Origin of the sequence: Paraburkholderia phymatum STM815, assembly GCF_000020045.1 — a bacterium.
Lineage (GTDB): Bacteria > Pseudomonadota > Gammaproteobacteria > Burkholderiales > Burkholderiaceae > Paraburkholderia > Paraburkholderia phymatum.
The window spans coordinates 390,803-411,889 of the sequence record NC_010622.1; the positions used below are offsets into that span (position 1 = coordinate 390,803).

Annotated in this window: 18 protein-coding genes; 10 read left to right on the forward strand and 8 right to left on the reverse strand. The window is 63.5% G+C overall.

All coding sequences use genetic code 11. The annotated features are described in order from the left end of the window. Positions 1-48 precede the first annotated feature (48 nt). From BPHY_RS01720 to BPHY_RS01750, 7 genes are all read right to left on the reverse strand, one after another. On the reverse strand, positions 49-858 hold the full coding sequence (locus BPHY_RS01720) for a c-type cytochrome (protein ID WP_012399765.1): 810 nt from the start codon (positions 856-858) through the stop codon (positions 49-51). After that, positions 855-2,480 carry a b(o/a)3-type cytochrome-c oxidase subunit 1 gene (locus BPHY_RS01725; protein WP_012399766.1) on the reverse strand — a complete coding sequence of 542 codons (1,626 nt, stop codon included), beginning with the start codon at positions 2,478-2,480 and terminating at the stop codon, positions 855-857. The genes BPHY_RS01720 and BPHY_RS01725 overlap by 4 nt, the downstream gene beginning before the upstream one ends. Further along, positions 2,467-3,039: a cupredoxin domain-containing protein gene (locus tag BPHY_RS01730; RefSeq protein ID WP_012399767.1), complete on the reverse strand. Its 573-nt coding sequence runs from the start codon at positions 3,037-3,039 to the stop codon at positions 2,467-2,469. Before BPHY_RS01730 ends, BPHY_RS01725 begins: the two co-directional genes overlap by 14 nt. Before the next feature lie 2 nt (positions 3,040-3,041). Then, entirely contained in the window at positions 3,042-3,224 is a 183-nt protein-coding gene (locus BPHY_RS01735; RefSeq protein ID WP_012399768.1) for a hypothetical protein, read from the reverse strand. A gap of 41 nt (positions 3,225-3,265) precedes the next feature. Beyond that, positions 3,266-4,651, reverse strand: coding sequence for a c-type cytochrome (locus BPHY_RS01740; RefSeq protein ID WP_012399769.1), 1,386 nt, complete (start codon positions 4,649-4,651; stop codon positions 3,266-3,268). Next, complete coding sequence (locus tag BPHY_RS01745; protein ID WP_012399770.1) at positions 4,648-5,370, reverse strand: c-type cytochrome; 723 nt, start codon at positions 5,368-5,370, stop codon at positions 4,648-4,650. The genes BPHY_RS01740 and BPHY_RS01745 overlap by 4 nt, the downstream gene beginning before the upstream one ends. 395 nt (positions 5,371-5,765) lie before the next feature. Further along, complete coding sequence (locus BPHY_RS01750; RefSeq protein ID WP_012399771.1) at positions 5,766-6,659, reverse strand: LysR family transcriptional regulator; 894 nt, start codon at positions 6,657-6,659, stop codon at positions 5,766-5,768. 97 nt (positions 6,660-6,756) lie between these two features. Between BPHY_RS01750 and BPHY_RS01755 the strand changes: the two genes are divergently transcribed. The 8 genes from BPHY_RS01755 (at position 6,757) to BPHY_RS01790 (ending at position 18,005) form a co-directional block, all read left to right on the forward strand. After that, entirely contained in the window at positions 6,757-8,010 is a 1,254-nt protein-coding gene (locus tag BPHY_RS01755) for an MFS transporter (RefSeq protein ID WP_012399772.1), read from the forward strand. A 659-nt stretch (positions 8,011-8,669) separates the two neighbouring features. After that, entirely contained in the window at positions 8,670-9,323 is a 654-nt protein-coding gene (locus BPHY_RS01760) for a response regulator transcription factor (protein WP_012399773.1), read from the forward strand. 108 nt (positions 9,324-9,431) lie between these two features. Continuing rightward, positions 9,432-10,142, forward strand: coding sequence for a response regulator transcription factor (locus BPHY_RS01765; RefSeq protein WP_012399774.1), 711 nt, complete (start codon positions 9,432-9,434; stop codon positions 10,140-10,142). A gap of 84 nt (positions 10,143-10,226) precedes the next feature. Beyond that, positions 10,227-10,868 (forward strand): response regulator transcription factor, encoded by a 642-nt coding sequence (locus BPHY_RS01770; RefSeq protein WP_041763665.1) that lies wholly within the window; start codon positions 10,227-10,229, stop codon positions 10,866-10,868. A 183-nt stretch (positions 10,869-11,051) separates the two neighbouring features. Continuing rightward, complete coding sequence (locus BPHY_RS01775) at positions 11,052-11,795, forward strand: aquaporin (protein WP_012399776.1); 744 nt, start codon at positions 11,052-11,054, stop codon at positions 11,793-11,795. A gap of 29 nt (positions 11,796-11,824) precedes the next feature. Further along, positions 11,825-16,261, forward strand: coding sequence for an ATP-binding protein (locus tag BPHY_RS01780; RefSeq protein WP_157686556.1), 4,437 nt, complete (start codon positions 11,825-11,827; stop codon positions 16,259-16,261). A 191-nt stretch (positions 16,262-16,452) separates the two neighbouring features. Beyond that, positions 16,453-16,887 (forward strand): CHRD domain-containing protein, encoded by a 435-nt coding sequence (locus tag BPHY_RS01785; RefSeq protein ID WP_012399778.1) that lies wholly within the window; start codon positions 16,453-16,455, stop codon positions 16,885-16,887. Positions 16,888-17,054: 167 nt separating this feature from the next. Continuing rightward, positions 17,055-18,005, forward strand: coding sequence for an alpha/beta hydrolase (locus BPHY_RS01790; protein ID WP_012399779.1), 951 nt, complete (start codon positions 17,055-17,057; stop codon positions 18,003-18,005). Here the strand turns inward: BPHY_RS01790 and BPHY_RS01795 are convergent. Continuing rightward, the gene (locus tag BPHY_RS01795; RefSeq protein ID WP_012399780.1) at positions 17,975-18,817 is read right to left on the reverse strand and encodes an EcsC family protein; all 843 of its coding nucleotides are present in this window, start codon (positions 18,815-18,817) and stop codon (positions 17,975-17,977) included. The two genes, BPHY_RS01790 and BPHY_RS01795, sit on opposite strands and share 31 nt — an antisense overlap. A 138-nt stretch (positions 18,818-18,955) precedes the next feature. Here BPHY_RS01795 and BPHY_RS01800 point away from each other — a divergent pair, with 138 nt between their 5' ends. Next, positions 18,956-20,551 carry an MFS transporter gene (locus BPHY_RS01800; RefSeq protein ID WP_041763232.1) on the forward strand — a complete coding sequence of 532 codons (1,596 nt, stop codon included), beginning with the start codon at positions 18,956-18,958 and terminating at the stop codon, positions 20,549-20,551. 36 nt (positions 20,552-20,587) lie between these two features. Next, positions 20,588-21,058 (forward strand): MarR family winged helix-turn-helix transcriptional regulator, encoded by a 471-nt coding sequence (locus tag BPHY_RS01805; RefSeq protein WP_012399782.1) that lies wholly within the window; start codon positions 20,588-20,590, stop codon positions 21,056-21,058. The last annotated feature ends 29 nt before the right edge of the window (positions 21,059-21,087 follow it).

Below are 21,087 nucleotides of genomic sequence, written 5' to 3' on the forward strand. Positions count from 1 at the left end.
TGCAGGCATCGTTGCCTTGCACCGCCGTTCGTATTTGCAGAGCAGCCGTTAAGGCCGCGTCGCGTAATACTTCGCGACACCGTCGATTTCCTCTGGCGTCATGTGGCGCGCGACGTTGCGCATCTGCTCGTTGATGTCGTTGCGGCGGTTGCCGTCCGCGAATGCGCGCAGTTGCGCCGCCATATACGCCGACGACTGGCCGCCGAGCCAGGGCGCGGCGCCTTTGCGGTCGCGGTCTCCGTGACAGGCTGCGCACGGCGCGATGTTGCGCATCGGCGAGCCTTCGCTGACGAGCTTGCGGATGCTGTCGTCTTCGGCCGTGCGCTGTTCGACGGCGGCGGGGCGCGGCAGCGTCGAATAGTAGTTCGCCAGATCGTGCAGGTCGGCGTCGTTCAGACGCGCGATGATGGGCGGCATGATCGAGTTCACGCGCTGGCCGCTCTGATAGTCGCGCAACTGCTTGTAGATTACGTCCGCGTACTGTCCCGCGAGCACAGGCGCGGTGACCTGGATCAGACTTTGTACGCCGTGACACATCGAGCAGTTCTGCGCGAGCGTCGCGCCACGTCCAATCGAGTCGGCGCTCGGCCGGGTGCGGCCCCACGGCGGCGCGGGCGGCAGCACGAGCACGTTGCTCGGTGCGGGCCCGGCGATATTCGCGCTCTGCGTGTACCACGACGACGGCGCGCCCGCCGCGCTGCAGATCGTCGCCCACAGTCCGCGTTGCGTGAAGTCGGGATGCTTCGACGGCAGCCAGACGAACCCGATCAGAATCGACACGACGGCGATCGCGATCACGCCGCCCACGCTCGACGTGAACCATCGGTTGCTGAAGCTGAAGACGCGTTCTTCGCTCATGGCCGCGCTCCCACCGACACGGCCGGCACCGACGTCTGTTGCAAGCCGAGCAGTTGCGCAATGGGCACACTGTAGTTGACCACCGTCAGTCCGATCATCAGCGCGACCCACAGACCGAAGCTGTTCAGCGCAGCGGGCACGCGCTCGACGGGATGCGCGGGTGCGCTGAAACGGAACTGCTTCGGCTGTTCGACTGTGCCGAACTGCGACTTCGCGAGAATGTAGATGAACAGCAGGCCGGAGATGACGAGCACGACGCCTCCGATAGCCGACACGGCGACCCAGATCGCTTGCGGTGCGATTGCGGGATTGCTGTAGTCGTAGTACGCCATGCGGCGCGGCGCGCCGAGCAGGCCGACGTAGTGCCACGGCAGCGTGACGACCATCATGCCGATGAACCAGAGCCACAGCTGCCAGCGCACCAGGCGGACAGAACAGATCGCGCGGGCTGTCAGCTGCGGCCACAGTTCATAGGCAATCGCGAAGTACATGATGACGATCGCGCCGCCGAAGATCAGATGAAAGTGCCCCGTGACCCACTGCGTGTTATGAACTGTTTCGTTGAGCTGATAGCTCATGTTGATGAGTCCGCCCGCGCCGCCCAGACCGAGCATGATGAACGAGAACGCGATCACGAGCATCATCGGGTTGTCCCACGGCAGCGCCTTCAACCATCCGAACGCGCCCGTGCCGCCACGCAGCCGCCCGGCAATCTCCACCGACGCGCAGATCGTGAACACGGTCAGCAACGTCGGCACCGACACCATGCCCGTGAACACCGCGTGCACGAACTTGAAGCCCGAGCCGACCTGCGGATCGGCGAACAGATGGTGTATGCCGATCGGCATCGCGAACACGAGGAACAGGATGAACGACACACGCGCCATCGAATCGCTGTACAGCCTGCCGCCGATCGCGCGCGGCACCAGCGTGTAGTACGCGATGTACGACGGCACGAGCCAGAAATAGACGATTGCGTGCAGCGTCCACGAGAACAGCACGCGCGCGAGGCCCGCGTCGATCGTCGACTTCAGGCCGAGCGCGACGGGCAGGATTTGCAACAGGATTTCTAGCGCTGCGCCGACGGCCGTCCACGCCCACAGATACGCGCCCGCCACGTTCGCATACATCGCGAGCGGCACCGGCTTGCCGGGATTCGCGCGCTTCCATACGTGCAGATTGATGCTCATCAGCGCGACCCAGATCCACGAGCCGACCACGACGAGCACGACGCCCAGGTAGTAGAACGGGCTGCCGATCATCGGCGGATAGAAGGTGAAGAGCACGGACGCCTGACCGGCCGCGACGGGCACCATCGCCATCACTGCGCCGACCACCAGCAGGATGAACGCGGCCCACGCCCACTTCAGACCGACGAGCGCCTGCTGCAGCGCCAGTTCGACGATCGCGTAGCCGAACGCCATCGCCACCAGCGTCGGCAGCACGTAGGCCATCACGGTGCCGTGCGCCGTCACCGAGCGGTAATACAGCTCGGGCTCGCCGATCCACGGAAGGAGCGGACTGCGCACGAGCATCTGCCATGCGCCCAGCAGCAGTGCAACGCCGAACGCGATGAACGCGAGCCAGAAATGCGCGAGAACGAGTCGCTTAGCGTGAAACACAGCTGAGCCTCCGTGTTTGTTTGGCCTGTTCGAAGAAAGCAGCCTTGTCGATGACCTTCACGTGCGCCCACATCGTCTGGTGGCCGAAGCCGCAGAATTCGTGGCACGGCATCAGGTGGTCGGCCGGCTGCGGGAAGGAGGAGGAGAAGGTCGCGACATAGCCGGGTATGACCATCGTGTTGATGTTCGTGTCCGTGACCAGCAGGCCGTGCACGACATCGGCGCTCGTCGTGCGGAAAGTGATGTCGGTGTCGGCGGGCACCAGCAGGCACTGCGGCGTGAACGAGTACTGCTGCGCGATGAAGCGCACGACCACCGATCCGTCCGGCTCGACGGCGCTGCCGAGATTGCTCTCGACGAATTCGCCCGACATCTGCAGCCGCGACGGATCGACCGTTTCTACGCGCGAAGGCGGCATCATCGCCCAGTGCAGCCCCGAGTACACGACGACCACGAGCATGAACACGATGATCGCGATGACGAAATACGCCCAGCGCTTTTCCGAGCGCTCGGCGACGGCATGACCGTTATCGGGAGAATGGGAAGGTTGGGTCGACATGATCAGTGAATGACGCCACGCGGCAGAAACACGAGAAAGTAGAAGCCGATCCAGATCGCCAGCACGACGACGGCCGCCACGCCCGCGACCGCAATCGCGCCGTGCGGGCCTTGCGCGACGATGCGCTCGACTTCGGCGTCCGAAGCGTGGCCGTCGTGGTCGCCGGAGTGTTTGCTAGGGTCCATCTGACACGTCTCCGAAGACAGAGTAATGCGAGTGATAAGGGCTAGCGCTGCGGCGCCTTGCGCAATTCGTTGATCTGCTTCGCCGTCACGGGCTGGCCGTGATTGCCCCACGCGGTGCGGATATACGTGACGACGGCGGCTGCGTCGGCGTCGTTCAGTTCCTGCGCGAACGGCGGCATGCCATAGGGTTCGGGATTGCGTCGCGTGCCGGGCGGAAAGCCGCCGTTGAGGACGATGCGGATCGGGTTGACCGCCGAGTCCATTTCGATCGACTGGTTGCGCGCCAGCGGCGGATAGTGCTGCAGCTTGCCTTCGCCGTGTTCGCCGTGACACATCGAGCACTTGTCCATGTAGATACGTTGGCCGGCCTCGAACACGGCCGGCTTCACGGTCGCCGACGGCCCCGTCTTGCGGCCAGGATCGTTGTCGGGCAGCGTCTTCAGGTAGACGGCCATCGCCTTCACGTCGTCGTCGGTCATGTATTGCAAACTGTGATACGTGACCTCGGCCATCGGGCCGTACACCGCGCCGCGATCCGAAATGCCCGCCTGCAGCAGATCGACGATGTCCTTGATGCTCCAGTCGCCGAGTCCGCCGTCCTTGTCGGAAGTGAGCGACGGCGCGTACCAGTTCTGCACGGGAATCAGCCCGCCCGCGAACTGCTCGCTCTTCGACGAGCCGCCTAGCAGGTTGATCTTCGTGTGGCACATCGTGCAGTGGCCCAGACCTTCGACCAGATACGCGCCGCGATTCCATTCGACCGAGCGGCTGGGGTTCGGCTGGTATTCGCCTTCGCGGAAGTACAGCGAGCGCCAGCCGATCAGCAGTTCGCGCTGGTTGAACGGGAAGCGCAGGTCGTGTTTCCTGTTCGGCTGATGCACGGCTTCCACAGACTTCAGATACGCGAAGATCGCGTCGGAGTCCTCACGCGTTACCTTCGTGTACTGGGCGATCGGCATCGCGGGATAGATCAGCTTGCCGTCGGGGCTCTTGCCCGTGCGCATCATCTTGAAGAAGTCGTCGGCCGACCACTTGCCGATGCCGTACTCGCTGTCGGGACTGATGTTGGGCGTATAGAGCGTGCCGAACGGCGTCTCCATCGCGAGCCCGCCGCCGAAGGTCTTGCCGCGCGGCGCCGTGTGGCATGCGACGCAATCGCCCGCGCGCGCCAGATACTCGCCGCGCACGACCTGAGCGGGGCGATTGTCGGTGCCGGCAGGTGTGGCGGCTTCCGCCGCATTGGCGGTGGCGATGAACGGCGAGTGCGGCGTTATGGCAGCAACGGCGAATGCGGCGCCCGCTGCCAGCGAGAACGTCACACGGCGCGTGACACGCGCGGCGCGCTGCATGCGCGTCACGGCATTCATCGACACGGAGTTGGTCCAGATCAAACCGGGCGGCACGGCGCCAAAGAAGAGAGTCTTCATTCCGGTTGGCTCCCACATGCGAGCGGCAGCTTGCCGGGCAATCGCGGCACGGGACGCGGATCGGCGGGACGCGGCTGACGCGCGAGCCAGCTCGAGACGGCCGTGATGTCCTTGTCGTTGAGTTTGACGGCGATGCTATGCATGCAATCCGGCGCGAGGGCATGCCGCGTGCCCGAACGCCACGTGCCCATCTGCCCGGCGATATAGCTCGCATGCAGACCGAGCAGGCCGGGGACGCCAGGCTGTTGTCCCGTCAGACGCTCGCCGTGACACGCGACGCAGGCGGGAATGCCGCGCTTCGTGTCGCCTTGGACGACGAGCTGCTTGCCGTAATCGAGCGTCGCCTGCGGCAGCGGGTTTGTGTCGGCGTTCGGATAAGGCGGCTGCATGTCGGCGAAATACTGGCTGATCTTGCGCAGATATTCGTCGGGCAGAAAAGCGAGCAGATAGCCCATCGGAGGATAAGTGCGGCCGCCGTCGCGGAACGCCTGCAACTGGTTGAACAGATACTCGGCCGGCTTGCCTGCGATGCGCGGAAAATAATCGTTGTTGCGGCCTTGGCCCTGTACGCCGTGACAGGTGGTGCACGCATGCATTTTCTCGTCCATCGCCGATGGCGCGGACGCGTCGTTCGAGGCGGCGAACGATGTTTTCGCCCACACCGCGCAAAGAGCGCATAACAGCAACAGGATCGACGAGCCGATGGTTCTGCGATGCACGACTGGCCTCGTAGGGAAATAGGGTTTGTAAATTTCGTTGTGTCATACCCCGAGGAAGAGTCGGTCGGCGCTCTTCACTCTTTGATTCTCTACCGCGGCCGCCTAAGCGACCCAGGACATGCAATTGGTTGATGCTCTGACATGCGCTCTGACATGCGCGACGCCGACAGTCTATGCAAGCCGGCACAGGCATGCAGAAGAGGGTGCGACATATCTGCGTACACAGGTCGCGCCCGCCGTCGATCCGGCAAACGCGTCGATACGTTAAGACATCACGATGACGTTGGCATTGCAAACATCATAGGTGGCAATCGGCGTCGTTTCAACGGATGCCAAACGGCACGCGCAGTGATTTGCCACGTCGACACACAGTGGTGTGGAAGATTCCCTCGCGGTCAGGCAAGCAGGCGCATGAAAGTTTCGCGCGCATTGGATACGAGGTCGCTTTCGCCGGGACGCGCCGGCAGCAGATGGAACTCGACGGCCGGCAATGGAGGCAGATCCACGGCGGGCGGACAGGGCACCATGCCAGAACCGATCGACGATTCATTCAGGCATGAGATGCCGAGCCCGGCCTTCAACGCCAGTTGCAGCCCCGCCATGCCCGATGCCGAATGCGATATGAGGTAGGGCACCTTGCTCTCGTCGAGCAACCGGACGACGAAGCGCTGCAACTGACAGGTCGCCGGCAACAGCACCAGATGAAAGGGCGTAACGATGTGCCGCGGGTCGGCATTGGCGGACATGGCCCACACGAGCTTCTCGCGTCGCACGACGGTGCTGGCCGACTGCGGCCTTCCCGACGCGGCGCGCTTCGCAGCCGGTGCGACGATCCGCAGCGACAGACCGATATCGAACGTCCCGTCGTCTTCGATGCCGCTGTCGATCACTGCGCTCGGCAACACAGTCACATGCAGGCGCAACCGCGGATGCTGCTCGGAGAACGTTTTCAGCACGCGCGCGACGTCGTGCGGACGGTAATAGTCTGTGATCGCGATACGCAGTTCACCGTCGAGCGCGCGGCCTTGCAGGTCTTCGAACGCCGCTTCGCTCATCGCCAGAATACGGCGCGCGTGATCCAGCAGCTTCGCGCCCGCAGGCGTCGCGGTGACGCCCAGCTTGCCGCGCAGGAAGAGCGGCTGGCCGGCGCGTTCTTCTAGCTTCTTCAATTGTTCGCTCGCCGACGACTGCGACAGGAACACCCGCTCGGCGCCCGCCGACACACTACCCGCTTCCGCGACGGCGACGAAGGTGCGCAGTTGCGCGAGGTCGAACACACGCGGGTTCATGCTTCGGATTCTCCGATGGATGAGATCTTATTTTCCCACTTTTCCGATTGATCGCGCAACCCTACGATAGCCGTCAAGCGAGTTATACGGAGGCATCGTGGGACAGGAACTGCAAGCATTCGAAACATCGGGCAGACGGGGCGTGAATCACCGCTGGAAGGTACTGGGCGTGGGATTCGCCGCAAACGCGAGCTTCGCGGCCGCGTTTTCGGGTATTCCGACGACGGCCATCTTTCTTCGCAACGGCTATCACATCGACAACCGCGGACTGGGTCTCGTGCTCGGCATGCTCGGGCTCGGCATCGCCGCCAGCGAACTGCCGTGGGGACTGCTTACGGACCGCTGGGGCGACCGGCGCGTGCTGCTGCTCGGCTTGCTGGCGACGGCGGCCGCGCTGGCCGCGATGGCGGGCTTCGTCGTCCCGCGCGGCGGCGCTGCGCCCGGCATCGTACCGCTAGCCCTTGGACTGCTGGCAGTCGGGCTGCTGGGCGGAAGTGTGAACGGCTCGAGCGGGCGTGCCGTGATGGCGTGGTTTCGCGAAGCCGAACGGGGCCTCGCGATGAGCATCCGGCAGACGGCCGTGCCTGCGGGCGGTGGACTCGGCGCGCTGACGTTGCCGTCGCTGGCCGCGCACTTCGGCTTCGTGGCCGTCTACGGGACGCTTGCTGCGCTGTGCACGATGACGGCATGGTTCGCATGGCGCTGGCTGCACGAGCCGCCTGAATCGGCTGCCAGGGGAGTCCCGGCCGTGGTCGCTGGGCAAGGTGCGCAGGCCGGTGGCGGGAAGCCGGGCGTGTCGGCTGGGCTCGTCCCGCCGCTGCGCGATATCGGCGTGTGGCGTGTCGCATTGGGTATCGGCGTGGGCGGGGTCAGTGCGACGATGGCGGCGGTGCAAGCGGGGGCGGCCGTCGCACGCGTCTGGAGCGGGCACTGGACAGACCGACGCGGCAACCGGCGCCAATACATGCGAGCGTGCAGTGTGCTGACGGCGCTTCTGTTCGCGGCGCTCGCCCTGGTCGCAGCGGGCGCGGGCGGCGCGCAAGGCCTCATCACGGCCGTGCTCGCAGCGATGGTGGTGCTTGGCGGCGTCAGTGCTTCCGCGTGGCATGGCGTTGCCTACACCGAACTCGCGACGCTCGCGGGCACGCGCCGCGCGGGCACCGCGCTCGCAATGGGCAACACATGCGCCTTCATGACGCTGTTCGTCACGCCGCTCGCCATTCCCCCGTTGCTGACGGCAACTTCGTGGCCGGTGGTATGGGCGGTTGCGAGTCTTTGCGCGCTGCTTGCGTTGCCCATTTTCCCGCGCCCGCTACGCGCGCCGCGCTATGTGCCACGCATCCGGGTATAAGCGAACCAGCGCGAACTCGAAGCACTCATTTTTGAGGCGTTCGATAGATGTCGAACGCCTTTTCCTGTTTTTATGCTCATTTTTTTTGAAGGAAATCGAAAGTTGTCTGTGATGCAGATTTGATGTGTGCTGTCTGATTTCTCTGTCCGGGAAGTCAGATTTATTTTAAATGTGACGTCGCGTGATTTCTTTTTATGAGTTAGTTCTTCCTTCGAGAGTATATTGATCGACTGAAAATCCGTAATACCTCCGGTTCCTAAGTCGAGTCCAACACACATTGCCGATGGTTTGCGACGATTGTGCTGCCAAGCTCTGTACTTCCCCGTGCTTGAGCCAATCCCGCCAACGCTTCCTAACAGGCGCTTTGAAATTTCGGAAATTGTTTGAGGAAATGGATAAACGCTGTGTCAATGGAGTTGTTCAAAATGGGTAATATTTCGACAAATATTCAAAATTATCATTGAATCGGTCATTGATTCGGAACTCTCTGATATTCCGGTTTTGCTGAAAATGTTTTGATTTGGTTTGTCGGAACACGATTCGTTATATGTCGCGAGCGCTGTATTAAAGCGGGCTCGTTTTGACGTTGTGTCGAAATGGGCGTTTCGGCGTCGACAACACAAACCAATAACCAGGCGGCAACTGTGAATCTTCGAATCATGCTTGCAGACGATCACCCGTTTGTCCTGCTCGGTATCCGGGCCACGCTGATCGCGCACGGCGGATTCACAATCGTAGGCGAGGCGACGAGCCCTTCGTCGCTCGTTCAGTTAATGGAAAAGGCGTCATGCGACGTACTGGTCACGGATCTGACCATGCCGGATGCATCGGGCGACGCCGACGACGGGCTGCGGCTGATCCGGCGCATTCGAAGCGGCTGGCCGGAGGTCCACATCGTCGTGCTGACCAGTCTGACCAACGCGGCCATTCTCCGCTCCATCATGTCCGACGGCGTGATCGGCATGCTCAACAAGAGTGAATCGATGGATGAACTGGCCGCTGCAATACGCGCGGCGGGTGCAGGACGTTCCTACGTCAGCCGGTCGATACTTCAGACACTCGCTGAGGCGAGCGGCGAGCCGCTCGGCATGTCGCCAATGCGCCATCTTTCCCCGCGCCAGTCAGAGGTGATCCGCATGTTCGTGCGGGGCAAGTCCATATCCGAAATCGCCCGCGATCTGGGGCGGGACGTCCGGACGGTTAGCCGGCAAAAGCGCGACGCAATGGCGAAACTGGGCGTCAGCAATGACCCCGGGCTTTTTGCTTTCGTGCGCGCATATGGTCTTGCATCGGAATTCATTTTGGATCGCTAATCAAATTCGGAACCATCTGATGTCTGCGGGAGGGTGGATGTCTGATTCTCGCCGGCTAACGGATCGCCGGATTTATACCAAGTTGCAGGGTACAGGGAGAGACCACGCGTGAATATCAGGAAGGACGGGACACTGCCAATTCGCACCATCATCGCCGACGACCACCCGCTCGTCTTGCTGGCGATGGAGAATCTGATGTCGGGCTTTCCCAACATTGAAATCGTCGGCAAGGCAACGGATTCATCTGAGCTGTTCGCTGAGGCGCAGCGTGTCAAATGCGAACTCGTCGTGATGGATCTATACATGCCCGGCGGTTTGCATGGCGACGGTGTCGAGATGGTACGGCAGTTCAAGGAACGCCACCCTGACGTCGTCGTCGTGGTGCTGACCATGGAGACTTCGGCCGATGCGTTGCAAAAGGTGATTGCGCTCGGCGTGGGCGCCGTCGTGAGCAAACGTGACCGAATCGACCTCATTCACGTGGCGATCATCACTGCGCTGGCGCGCGAATGCTATGTCGGCCCCGCCATTCGCGCATTGCTCGCCGACGCCACCCTCTCGCGCCGGATCGACTATGTCAGACAGGTCCTGTCGCGGCGCGAACTCGAAGTGCTGACGCACTATGCGACAGGGCGCGGTGTGACCGAAATAGCAATGAGGCTCGGCCGCAGCGTCAAGACGATCAGCGCGCAGAAGTGCACTGCGATGCGCAAGTTGTCCCTGCAAAGCGATGCCGATCTGTTCCGGTTCGCCGTCGAACATGGTCTGGTAACTGACGAGCAATCCACAGCGGCAGGCAGGACAGGCGGGCGAGGCTGACGCGGCGGCACTCCGGACATAGAGAATTGACCGTTGTCGAGGGGACATTGTGCGATGACGGTTCAAGAACAAGAACAGAACAAGATGGAAGACAAGATTCGCGTCATCGTCGCCGACGATCACGCATGCGTGCGCGCGGGCGTCAGGTCATTGCTGGGGCAGATTGGCCATGTCGCGGTGGCCGGCGAAGCGGACAGCACGCAGGCTCTCGCCGAATTGCTCGACTCCTGCGCGTGCGACGTCGTCGTGACGGATCTCGGCATGCCGGGCATCGACGGAGAGAGCAATGCCATTCAGTTCCTGCGACGTCTGTTGGACCAGGCGCCGCATTTGCCCGTCGTCGTGCTCACGATGATCCATCAACCGTCCATCCTGATGGGGTTGCTGCAGCATGGCGTTGCCGCGATCGTCGACAAGCGCGACATGACCGCGTCGTTGATACACGCGATCGACGCTGGCCTGACGGGTCAAGGCTATCTGTCCGATCACGCATGCGCCGCAATCGCAAAGGCGGAAGCGCCGCAACCTCGCGCAGGCGTAATGAGCGCCGGCGAATGGAAAGTCTTCACGATGTACGTGAGTGGGATGACGATCAGCCAGATTGCTGTCCGGCTCAACCGCAGCGCCAAGACGATCAGCACGCAGAAGCGCAACGCAATGCGCAAGCTTGGACTGGAAACGGAAGCCGACGTGATCGACTACGCGTGCCAGATCGGCCTCACCTGATTGCATTTTCGGAGTTATCTGATTCGCAGCACTGTTCGCGGGATCAATAATTGTAGGTTGAACTCCCGGATTGCGAGTGTGGCGCCACGTCATTGATTCGCGATGCGAATCAATTGTGACCAGGCGCAACCCTGGAGATCCGTCGCAAAAGATCGTCTGAGCGGGGTAATTTCCGGAGGATGCATGTCAGGGCTGGGAAAGCGATTGATCGTGGAAGGCGCCGGGACGGCGTGGCTCGTGTTCATTGGGTGTGGCACAGCTGCGCTTAACACGGGCGCGCAAGGCAATAGCATCATCGCCGTGCCGCTCGCCTTCGGCTTTGCGTTGGCTACCGCGACTTACGTGCTTGGGCGCTTTTCGGGGGCGCACTTCAATCCCGCCGTCACCGTCGCTTTTGTGACAGCGCAACGCTTTTCCGTGCGCGACCTCGCACCCTATATCGCCGCGCAAGTGCTCGGCGCCGTCGCGGGCGCTGCGCTGCTTGTCTATATCGCCAGCGGCCGTCCGGGCTTCGAGCTTGCATCGAGCCAGTTCGGCGCGACGGGGTTTGGCGACCATTCTCCCGCCGACTACTCACTGCATTCCGCGCTGGCGGTCGAAGTCACCCTGTCCTTTGCATTCGTACTGGCGCGCATGCTGATGTCGAGCGGCCGCTCGGCGAACCTGATCGGTCCGCTCGTCACGGGTTTGTGGCTGATGCTGAGCTACGTCGTCGCGGCACCCGTCACTAATGCTTCACTGAATCCCGCCCGCTCGACGGGCCCGGCACTGCTCGTCGGCGACTGGGCGCTCGACCAGTTGTGGCTTTTTTGGGCGGCTCCGCTCACGGGAGGTGTGCTCGCCGGCTTGCTGCATTCGCGAGTTTTTGGCCAGCCACGGGATATGTTCGCGGGGCGCCGCGAGGGCCGTCGCGGCGAGTCGGCGTGAGCGCCATCATGCATTGCTTACGCGTCCGGATGCCGTTTCGCGCCCATTCGCTATGTCACACCTCCCGGGTTCTCGTTCGCGAGGCCTTGATAGCCGGTTTCCTACTGGTGTTCGTGTTGCTCGGCGCTCAATCGGCGCTGGCCGCGCTTGGTCCGCGTCCGCACGGATTTGCTCCCAGGCTCTCGGTCGGCGTGCTCGCCAGCGGCTGGTCGCCTTTTGAGACCTTCCAGGACGGCAGATACACCGGGCTGAGCGTCGATTATCTGCGTGCGATCGTCGGGCCGGACGTCGAAATCACGACCAGGACCTATCCCGACATGGAGCAATTGCTCGCAGCGGCCTGCGCGAATCGCGTTGACCTTGTGATGAGTATCGCTCGCACGCCCGAGCGTGAGCGTTGCCTGTCGTTTTCGGCTCCCTATTTTCGCGGATCGACTTCTGCCGTCACGCTCGCGAGCAAGGCAATCTCGCTGTCACGCCAGTCACAGGTACAAGACGCGCGCGTTGCCGTCGAGCGCGGGTTCGCACTTGGCGCCGTGCTGCGCGAGCGGTTTCCGCATGCTCACTTTGATGCTTTCGCCGACACGCTCTCCGCCATGCGTGCGATCCGGCAAGGCCGCGACGACGTGTACTTCGGCTTTACCCCAGCCGTGCGCCACTATCTGGCGGATCCTGAGTTCGGCGGTCTGGTCGTCGCGTTCGAGGAGACGGGGCAGGTGAGCGAAATGCGCTTTGCCGTGCCAGTGGCGAAAAGCGAGTTGCGCGACAAGCTGGAGCGCGGCCTCGCCGCGCTTCAACCGGAAGATGAAGCCGCGATCCGGGCGCGCTGGCTCGGCGGCAGTTTCGAGGCGTGGCCCGCATCGGCTACGTCGAATCTCGTGCTGAGCCGCGAAGAGCAGGCGTGGCTTCGAACGCTGCCGCCCTTGTCCGTCGGCTTCGACAGCGACTGGGCGCCATTCAGCGCGCTCGATGAGCTGGGTCGGCCGTCAGGCATCGCCGCCGACTATCTCGACTATCTGGGCCGGACGCTTGGCCTGACGTTTCATCGCGAGCCGGCAAAGGACTGGACGGCAACGCTTGCGGCTTTCAACCGCGGCGACGTCGCGCTGCTCGCGACTGCCAACCGCAACGATCCCCGGCTGGATCGCGCGACCTTCACGCACGCATACGAAACCTACCCGCTCGTTATTGTGGCGCGCGAGGGCGAACCGGCCGCACGCAGCCTGAACGATTTCGCGGCGCGCCGCGTCATGGTGTCTGTCCATAGCAAGGGGGCGGTGCCTTTCCAGGCGTACGGTGTCGCGGCAACGCATGTGACCGTCGCACCGGGTCTGGACGCCGCGTTGAAGCTCCTGGCGGCGGGCGGCGCGGATGCGCTGGTCGGCAATGTCGCGGAAGTCGACGCCGCGCTGACCGGGCAATACGCGGGCGTGCTCAAGATCGTCGGCACGGTGCGCGAAGCGGATCCCGTCGGCTTCGCGGTTCGCGCCGACCTTGCGCCGCTGGCGGGGCTGATTGACCGTGCGCTGCTGGCGATGCCGGCATCCGAGCACCAGCGCATCCATCAGAAATGGGTGACGGGCGAAGGCCGACGCCGAGGCGGTTGGAGTGTGACGGCGCTGCGCTTGCTGCCCGTGCTGATCGGTATCGCCGTAATCCTGCTGTTGACCTTGCGGGCCTACGTGTTGCTGCAGCGAGAAGTGGCCCGGCGCGAGCGCACCGAGCGCGAGCTCGAGTCGCAGCTGAACTTCCAGCAGACGATGATGGAGATGGTTCCGTATCCGCTCGTCGCCAAAGATCTGCAAGGGCGCTACATCGCCGTCAACCGCGCCTACGAGGAAGCGACAGGACTTCGGCGTGAACGGGTGATCGGCCGCACGAGTGCCGACGTTCACGCGTGGGGCGAGGAAAACAGCCTGCGGCTCGAACAGTTGTCGCGCAGTGCGCTGCAAAGCGGCTCGGCCACGCAGATCGAGCTGGCGTTCGAAGACTGCGACGGCGACAGCCGGCATGGCCTGTTCTGCGTATGCGTGTGCGATGACGCAGACGGCGCGCCCTTATGCTTGCTCGGTACCCTCGTCGATATCACCGACATCCGCCGCGCCGAAATGCTCGCGAGCGAGACCCAGCGGCGTCTCGTCGACGTCACCAGTTCTCTGCCGGCCGTGGTCTTTCAGTTGCGCCGCGGGCTTGATGGCGCGTACTCGTTCCTCTATGTCGGCGGGGATACCGAACATCTGCTGGGCTATGACAGCGCTGCGCTGATGCGCAGCGCTGCGCTCGACTTCGGCACAATTTTCGCGGACGACCGACCGGGCGTCGTGGCAGCGCTCGGGCGCTCCGCGGAGTTGTCCGAGCCGCTGCACCTCGAGTTTCGCATCAACTGTCCCGCCGAGCAGCGCTGGGTTCGTGCCGAACTTGCGCCGCGCCGTGAGCCGAGCGGCGCGACGGTGTGGAGCGGCTACTGGGTCGACGCGAGCATCGAACGGCTGCGCGCCGACGAACTGGCGCATGCGCGCGATCTGGCCGAAGCCGCGTCGCGCGCAAAGGACGACTTCCTCGCAATGATGAGCCACGAGATTCGCACGCCGATGAACGGTGTGCTCGGGCTCGTCGAGGTGCTCGAGCGTACGCGGCTCGATGCGGACCAGGGCGAGATGCTCGGCATGATTCATGAATCGGCGGGCGCATTGCTGCAGATTCTCGACGACCTGCTCGACTATTCGAAGATCGAGGCGGGACGATTGACGATCGAATCCGAGCCCATCGACCTGCGCGATCTCGTCGATACGGCGGTCGGCCTGTTGGCGGGGCGTGCACATGAGAAAGGCTTGAAAGTGCGCGTCGACGTCGACCCGCAGGTTGCGGCGACGCTACGCGGCGACAGCGTGCGCTTGCGGCAAATCCTGTTCAATCTGCTCGGCAACGCGATCAAGTTCACCCCGCAGGGCGAGGTCGATGTTCAGGTGCAGGTGGCCGAGCAGAATGCGTCGGGGCAAACAGTCGAGATCACCGTCGACGATACAGGCATCGGCATCGCGCCGGATGTTCAGGCGCGGCTCTTCGAGCCTTTCGTGCAGGCGGAGTCGTCGACCACGCGGCGCTTCGGCGGCACGGGTCTTGGGCTGACGATCTGCCGCAAGCTGGTCGCGCTGATGGGCGGCACGCTGTCGCTGTACAGCACGCCGGGCGAAGGCACGCGCATGACATTGCGTCTGCTGATGCCGGTCGACACGCAGCACTACAGCGCTGGCGGGTTGCGCGGCAAGCGCGGGATCGTTCTCACATCCGACGCGCCCGTCGCGACGGCGCTCGTTCACTTCGGTGCGGCACTGGGTCTCGAACTGCGTTGTGCCCATGCTGCCGGCTGGCCGGATCCGAAATCGCTAGAAGGCATGGATCTTATTTTTGTCGGCGACGGCGTCGATCTGCCCGCTGAGGTCGCGCAATCCAGAGCTAAACTCATCAGCCTCACCGAGAAGCCCAAACCGACCGGCTACCGGATCGTCGATAACGCCGTGCGCGTCAGCATCAACCCGATTTCATGGCGCGGTTTGAGCGCGGCGTGCGCCGCTGCACTGACGGGCCTTTCACCGACGCCCGCGCGTCAGTCAGGCGCGGCGGACGCCGTCACGACACCGCCCGACCGTGAACGCGCGGTTGCATGCGGGCGGCTCGTGCTTGTGGCCGAAGATCATCCTGTCAATCAGGAACTGATCCGTCATCAACTGGCGCTGCTCGGTTTTGCGTGCGACGTCGTCAACGACGGCGCCGAGGCGCTCGAAGCGCTCGACGCGACACCGTACGGTTTCTTGATCACCGACTGCCACATGCCGCGAATGTCGGGCTACGAACTGGCGCAGTCGGTTCGCGAGAAAGAGCGGCTGACGGGCGGGCGTCTGCCGATACTCGGCATCACCGCGAACACCGCGCCCGAAGATCTGAATGCGTGCCGCGAAGCCGGCATGGACGACTGTCTCGTCAAACCGACGCGCCTCGCCACCTTGCGCGAGTATCTCAGCCGATGGTTCGGCGCCGACAATGCGCGGCCTGCCGCGGAAACCGAAACGACGACGTCTTTTGTCGCGCGCGACACCGAGCCAGATGACGCCGACAACATCGCGTTCGTTCCTGTCGATCTCAATCAGTTGACGCAGATCTGGGGCAGCGAATCGACGGTCAAGTCGTTGCTCGATGCGTTCGTGTCGGCAGTGCGCGACGACCTGCGTGCATTGCCGCCCCTTTTGAACGAGCCCGACGTCGCCGCATTGAGAGAATGGCTTCATCGCGTCTCGGGCGCAGTGGGCGTGTTGCGGTATCCGCCGTTGCTCGGTGCGCTCGAACACTACCGGCGCCAGCTGACGAACCCACCGTCCGAGACATTGCGCAGCGAGGGCATCGCGCTTGTCCGCCAGTGCAACACGATGCTCGACGGTATCGAAGAGCAGGCGGCGTTACTGCCCTGAGCGTGCTGGTTCCGCGCTGCGTTCCGACTGCTTCGCGTTCTGCGCCCGCTTCGCAAGGCTTGGCGTGAGTGCGCGTGCCTCGCGCGCCGTACTTCGAATTGCACTAGTATGTGCTGGCGCATGAGTTGGCACGGTTCGGTCTTTGCACATGAAGCGATGCCGGCGCGGCGCACAAAGACTCGGAGAGAACAATGATTGCGATTCGAAAGCTGAGCATGGTGGCAGTGATATGCGCGCTGGCGTCGGGTGTTGCGCTCGCGGATACGGTGGAGCTGAAGGCGGACCTTGAGCCGTCGAGCGAAGTGCCTCCGCGCGTGAGTCACGGACATGGCGCATTGGAGGCCACCTTCGATACGTCGACCCGGACACTCAAGTGGACGACCACTTACGACGGTCTGTCGGGCCCGGTGACGATGGCGCACTTCCACGGTCCGGCGCCCGTCGGCCAGAACGCGAAGGTACAGGTCCCTATCGAGAAGAATGCGCTGGCGAGCCCGATGAAGGGTTCGGCGACACTCACGGAGCAACAGGTTACGGACCTGATGGCGGGCCAGTGGTACTTCAACATTCACACTGCGCAAAACCCGTCCGGCGAGATCCGCGGTCAGGTGCTGCCGGCAAATTAGACGAATCAGGCAGGGCAACATAATGGCCGGAACCGCCAACAGCGGTTCCGGCCATTTGCGATTCGAACGAAGACCAGTCATGCGCGCGTTCAGTAGAAGCCGCCGCGGACTCGTCCGGGCCAAATCCGCGTACCATGAGCGCTTGACCGTCGATGGAGAATGCTGCGATGAGTTGGCAAAGCGCTCTTGCGTGCTGGTTCCTGCGCCGCCAGTTTCATCCGCAGACGCGGCACCCGATCATCGACGCGCGGCGCGCACGGAGGATGACCGCGAAGCGCGCCTACACGCCGCGCGTGCCGTCGGGCTGGACCTTGCACGAACGATATGGCGCACATGATGCGCCGCTGCGCGGCGAATGGCTGACCCGCGTCGATGGCGTGCACAAAGCCACGATTCTCTACTTGCATGGCGGCGGCTACTACTTCTGCTCGCCGCAGACGCATCGCGCGGCGTCGTTCGGCCTTGCCGCGCGCAGTGGGGCGCGCGTCTTTTCGCTCGATTACCGCCTTGCTCCCGAACAGCCGTTCCCCGCCGCGCTCGATGACGCGCTTGCCGCGTATCGCCGGTTGATGGAAGAAGGGTCGAAGGCAGAGTCGATTGTGATCGCGGGTGATTCGGCGGGCGGCGGCCTGGCGCTCGCGACGCTCGTCGCATTGCGCGACGCAGGCGAGCCGATGCCGGCTGGCGCGATCCTGTTTTCGCCGTGGACCGATCTCGCGGCGACGGGCGCGTCGCTGCAAACCAACGACGGTGCCGATCCGATGTTCCACGGTCCGTCCATCGCGCGCGCCGCGCATCTTTATCTTGGCGGCACGCCCGCGACGCATCCGTACGCTTCGCCGCTCTACGCGGACCTGAAAGGCCTGCCGCCGCTCTTCATGCAGGTGAGCAGCACGGAAGTCCTGCTCGACGACTCACGTCGGGTCGCCGACAAGGCGCGGGCGGCCGGCGTCGAAATCGACTTCGAGATCTGGCCCAATATGCCGCACGTGTGGCAGCTCTGGGTGCCGTTCATTCCCGAGGCGGGCCGCGCGCTCGACCTCGCCGCGCGTTTCGTCGTGCGCGTGACGGACGAGTCGCGCAACGTTCAGCCGTCGAGCGAAACCTCGATCGCCTGATACGCGGCCTGCACGACATCTGTGCCGTACTGGCGTTCGAGCCGTCTCACAGTGAAATGCCCGTGTGCGACCTGCTGGAAGTGATCGATGAACACGGTGTTGACCATCGCGCCCAGCACTGCGCCGATAGCGGGTATCGACTTCGCGGCGATCTGTTCGCTCACCTGCACCGAAAAGCGCGACGCGATCGTGTTCAACAGTCGCAGCAACGCTGCGGAGCCGTGTGTCGAGAAGCCCTTCGTCGCAATTTCGGATGACGCCTTCGACACGGCCTGCGCCAGTGCGCCGCGCATGATGAAGTAGCCATAGTCGGCATCGTCGTCGGCTTTCGATGTGCCGCCCATGCCGAGCACCGTCAGACATTGCAGTTGGATGTCGACGGACGTCAGGTTCTCGCCCTCGCTACGCGCGATATCGCAGATCGAGCGGAACATCAGCGTCGTCGTGACGGGCAATTCGACGGGCAGCGCGAGCAGCCCGAACGCGCCCCCCGCGGCGCCCGTCGTCGCGACGGCGAATTTGTGCAGCAGATTGCTCGGCCGGTCATTGACGCCGAGGGAAGCGCCACCCATCGGGCGCCCGAGCGTGCGCAGCGCGATCTGCAGGCATTTTCGCAGCGCGAGCTGCGTCGCGTCGTTGACCTTGTCGCTGGCGAGAGCCGGCATGCGCGAGATCAGTTTTTCCATTGGCGAGCCGACGATGCTCGCGAGTTTCATCGCCAGCGCAGGGCTTTCGAGTTTGTATCTGGCGCGACGCAGCGCCTCGAGATCGTCGGCGGAAAGCGGCAAGGCGGCGAGCGTGGCTGGTTCCATGAGTCTCCCTGAGTTCGACAGATTGCATGATTGAGCGCGTCCGGCGCATCAGCTGCGTTCGAATGCATGCGCATTTAGAGCCATCCCGCATGGTATGATTCCGTATCGTTGACGCGTCAACAGTTGTTCTATCAAAAAATGGCCGTGCATACCGCCGCCCACCATTCGAGTGGGCAAGTTTTACCTTTCCGGGAGTCGCTGCTGGCGATGCTCGGCGTCTCGTTCGTCTCGATGCTGGTCGCGCTCGACCAGACAGTCGTCGGCACTGCGCTGCCGACTATCGTCGCGGATCTCAAGGGTTTCGAGCTGTACGCATGGGTCGCGACGTCGTATTTGCTGACTTCCGTGATCACCGTGCCGATTTTCGGGCGCCTCGGCGACTACTACGGGCGCAAGCCATTTGTGATCGCGTCGATCGTCGTGTTCACGGCGGCGTCCGTGCTCTGCGGTGCGGCCAACAACATGCTGTTTCTGGTGATCGCGCGCGGCTTGCAGGGCATCGGCGGCGGCATGCTGGTCGGCACCGCGTTCGCCTGCATTCCCGATCTGTTTCCCGATTCCGTGGTGCGCCTGCGCTGGCAGGTGTTGATGAGCACGGCGTTCGGCATTGCCAACGCGGTGGGACCGTCACTCGGCGGTTTTCTCACCCAATATTACGGCTGGCGCTCGGTGTTCTATGTAAATCTGCCCGTCGGCCTGCTGTCGCTGTTTTTTGTCTGGCGATATCTGCCGCACCTTCGGCACGTCGTTCATGAAGGCAAGATGCGGCTCGACTGGCCCGGCGCGTTGCTAATCGCGCTGTCGCTAGGCAGCTTGCAGGTGTTCGTCGAACTGCTGCCGAAGCACGGCGTGACGGCGTCGGCGGCCGGCTTGCTGGTCCTGAGCGTCGCGAGCGCGATCGCGCTGTGGCAATGGGAGAAGCGCTTCCCGCAAGCCATTCTTCCCGTCGACATGTTCCGCAACGGGAGCCTGTCTGCGCTGTTCATGCTGGCCGTGCTCGGCGGCTTCGCAATGTTCTCGCTGCTGTTCTATGCGCCGCTGCTGTTTCAGGGCGGATTCGGCATGATGCCGAACGAGGCTGGGCTCGTGATCACGCCGCTCGTCGTCTTCATCACGATCGGCAGCATCGCGAACGGGCGCATCGTGTCGCGCATTCCGAATCCGAACGTGATGCTGTTCGTCGGTTTCGCGCTGTTTGCGGCGGCGTCGCTCGGCGTGGTGATCGCGACGCGTTCGATGCCGCACTGGCTGCTGATGCTGTTCATGACGCTCGGCGGCCTCGGCCTCGGTTTCGTGCTGCCGAATCTCACCGTGTTCGCGCAGCAGACGGCGGGCCGCGAGCATCTCGGCATCGCGACGGCGCTGCTGCAGTCGCTGCGCATGATCGGCGGGATGATCGGCACGGCGTTGACGGGCACGCTCGTCACGCATATGTACGCGAGCGGCGTGCGCAGCGCGCTCGATGGCGACCATGCGTACAAGTGGTTCGCCGATCTGGGCGATCCGCAGATTCTCGTGAATCGCGATGCCCAGCAGACGCTTTTAGGCGAGATGGCGCGGGCCGGACACAACGGCGCGCTGCTGCTGGAGTCGGCGCGCGAATCGCTGGTTGGCGCGATCCATATGGGCCTGGCGCTTGGTGCGCTGGTGTCGATCCTTGCAATCTGGCAGAGCCGGCGCGTACCGCCCGTCAAGCTGCGCAAGCAGGTCGAGCCGGTCGTCCATGTAGACTGACGGTCGTTTTAGCGCTTCGGAAATTGTAGAAAGATCATGGAAGAACAGGACCGCGTCGCTATCCTTCATCAGTTTGGCCGCACGTATCGCGCGTTCATGTCGGCGTTCGAAGGACGCGTCGGACACCCGATGCCGCGCTGGCGCATTCTGCTGGCGCTCTACGAGCAGGCTGGCGAGTCGTCGCAGAAGAAACTGGTCGAGCGTCTGCGCATCGATCCGGGTGCGCTCACGCGACAGCTGAAGTCGCTCGAAGCGATGGGCTGGATCGCGCGCAGCATGGACGAGCGCGACAACCGCATCACGAACGTGAAGCTCACGACGGAAGGCCGCGCGGCGATCGAAACGAGCCTGCCGAGCCGGAACGCGTTCCTGCACGACACGATGGCGGCCTTGCCCGACCATGTGCTCGCCGGCCTGTCGAGCGCGCTGACGATGCTCGAAGCGCGCATCGGCGAAGTGGCGGCAGGCGCGTCGACCGATGCGGAGTCTGCCGACGCAGGGCGTTGAAGAAATAAAAAAAGCGGCACTATGCAGTT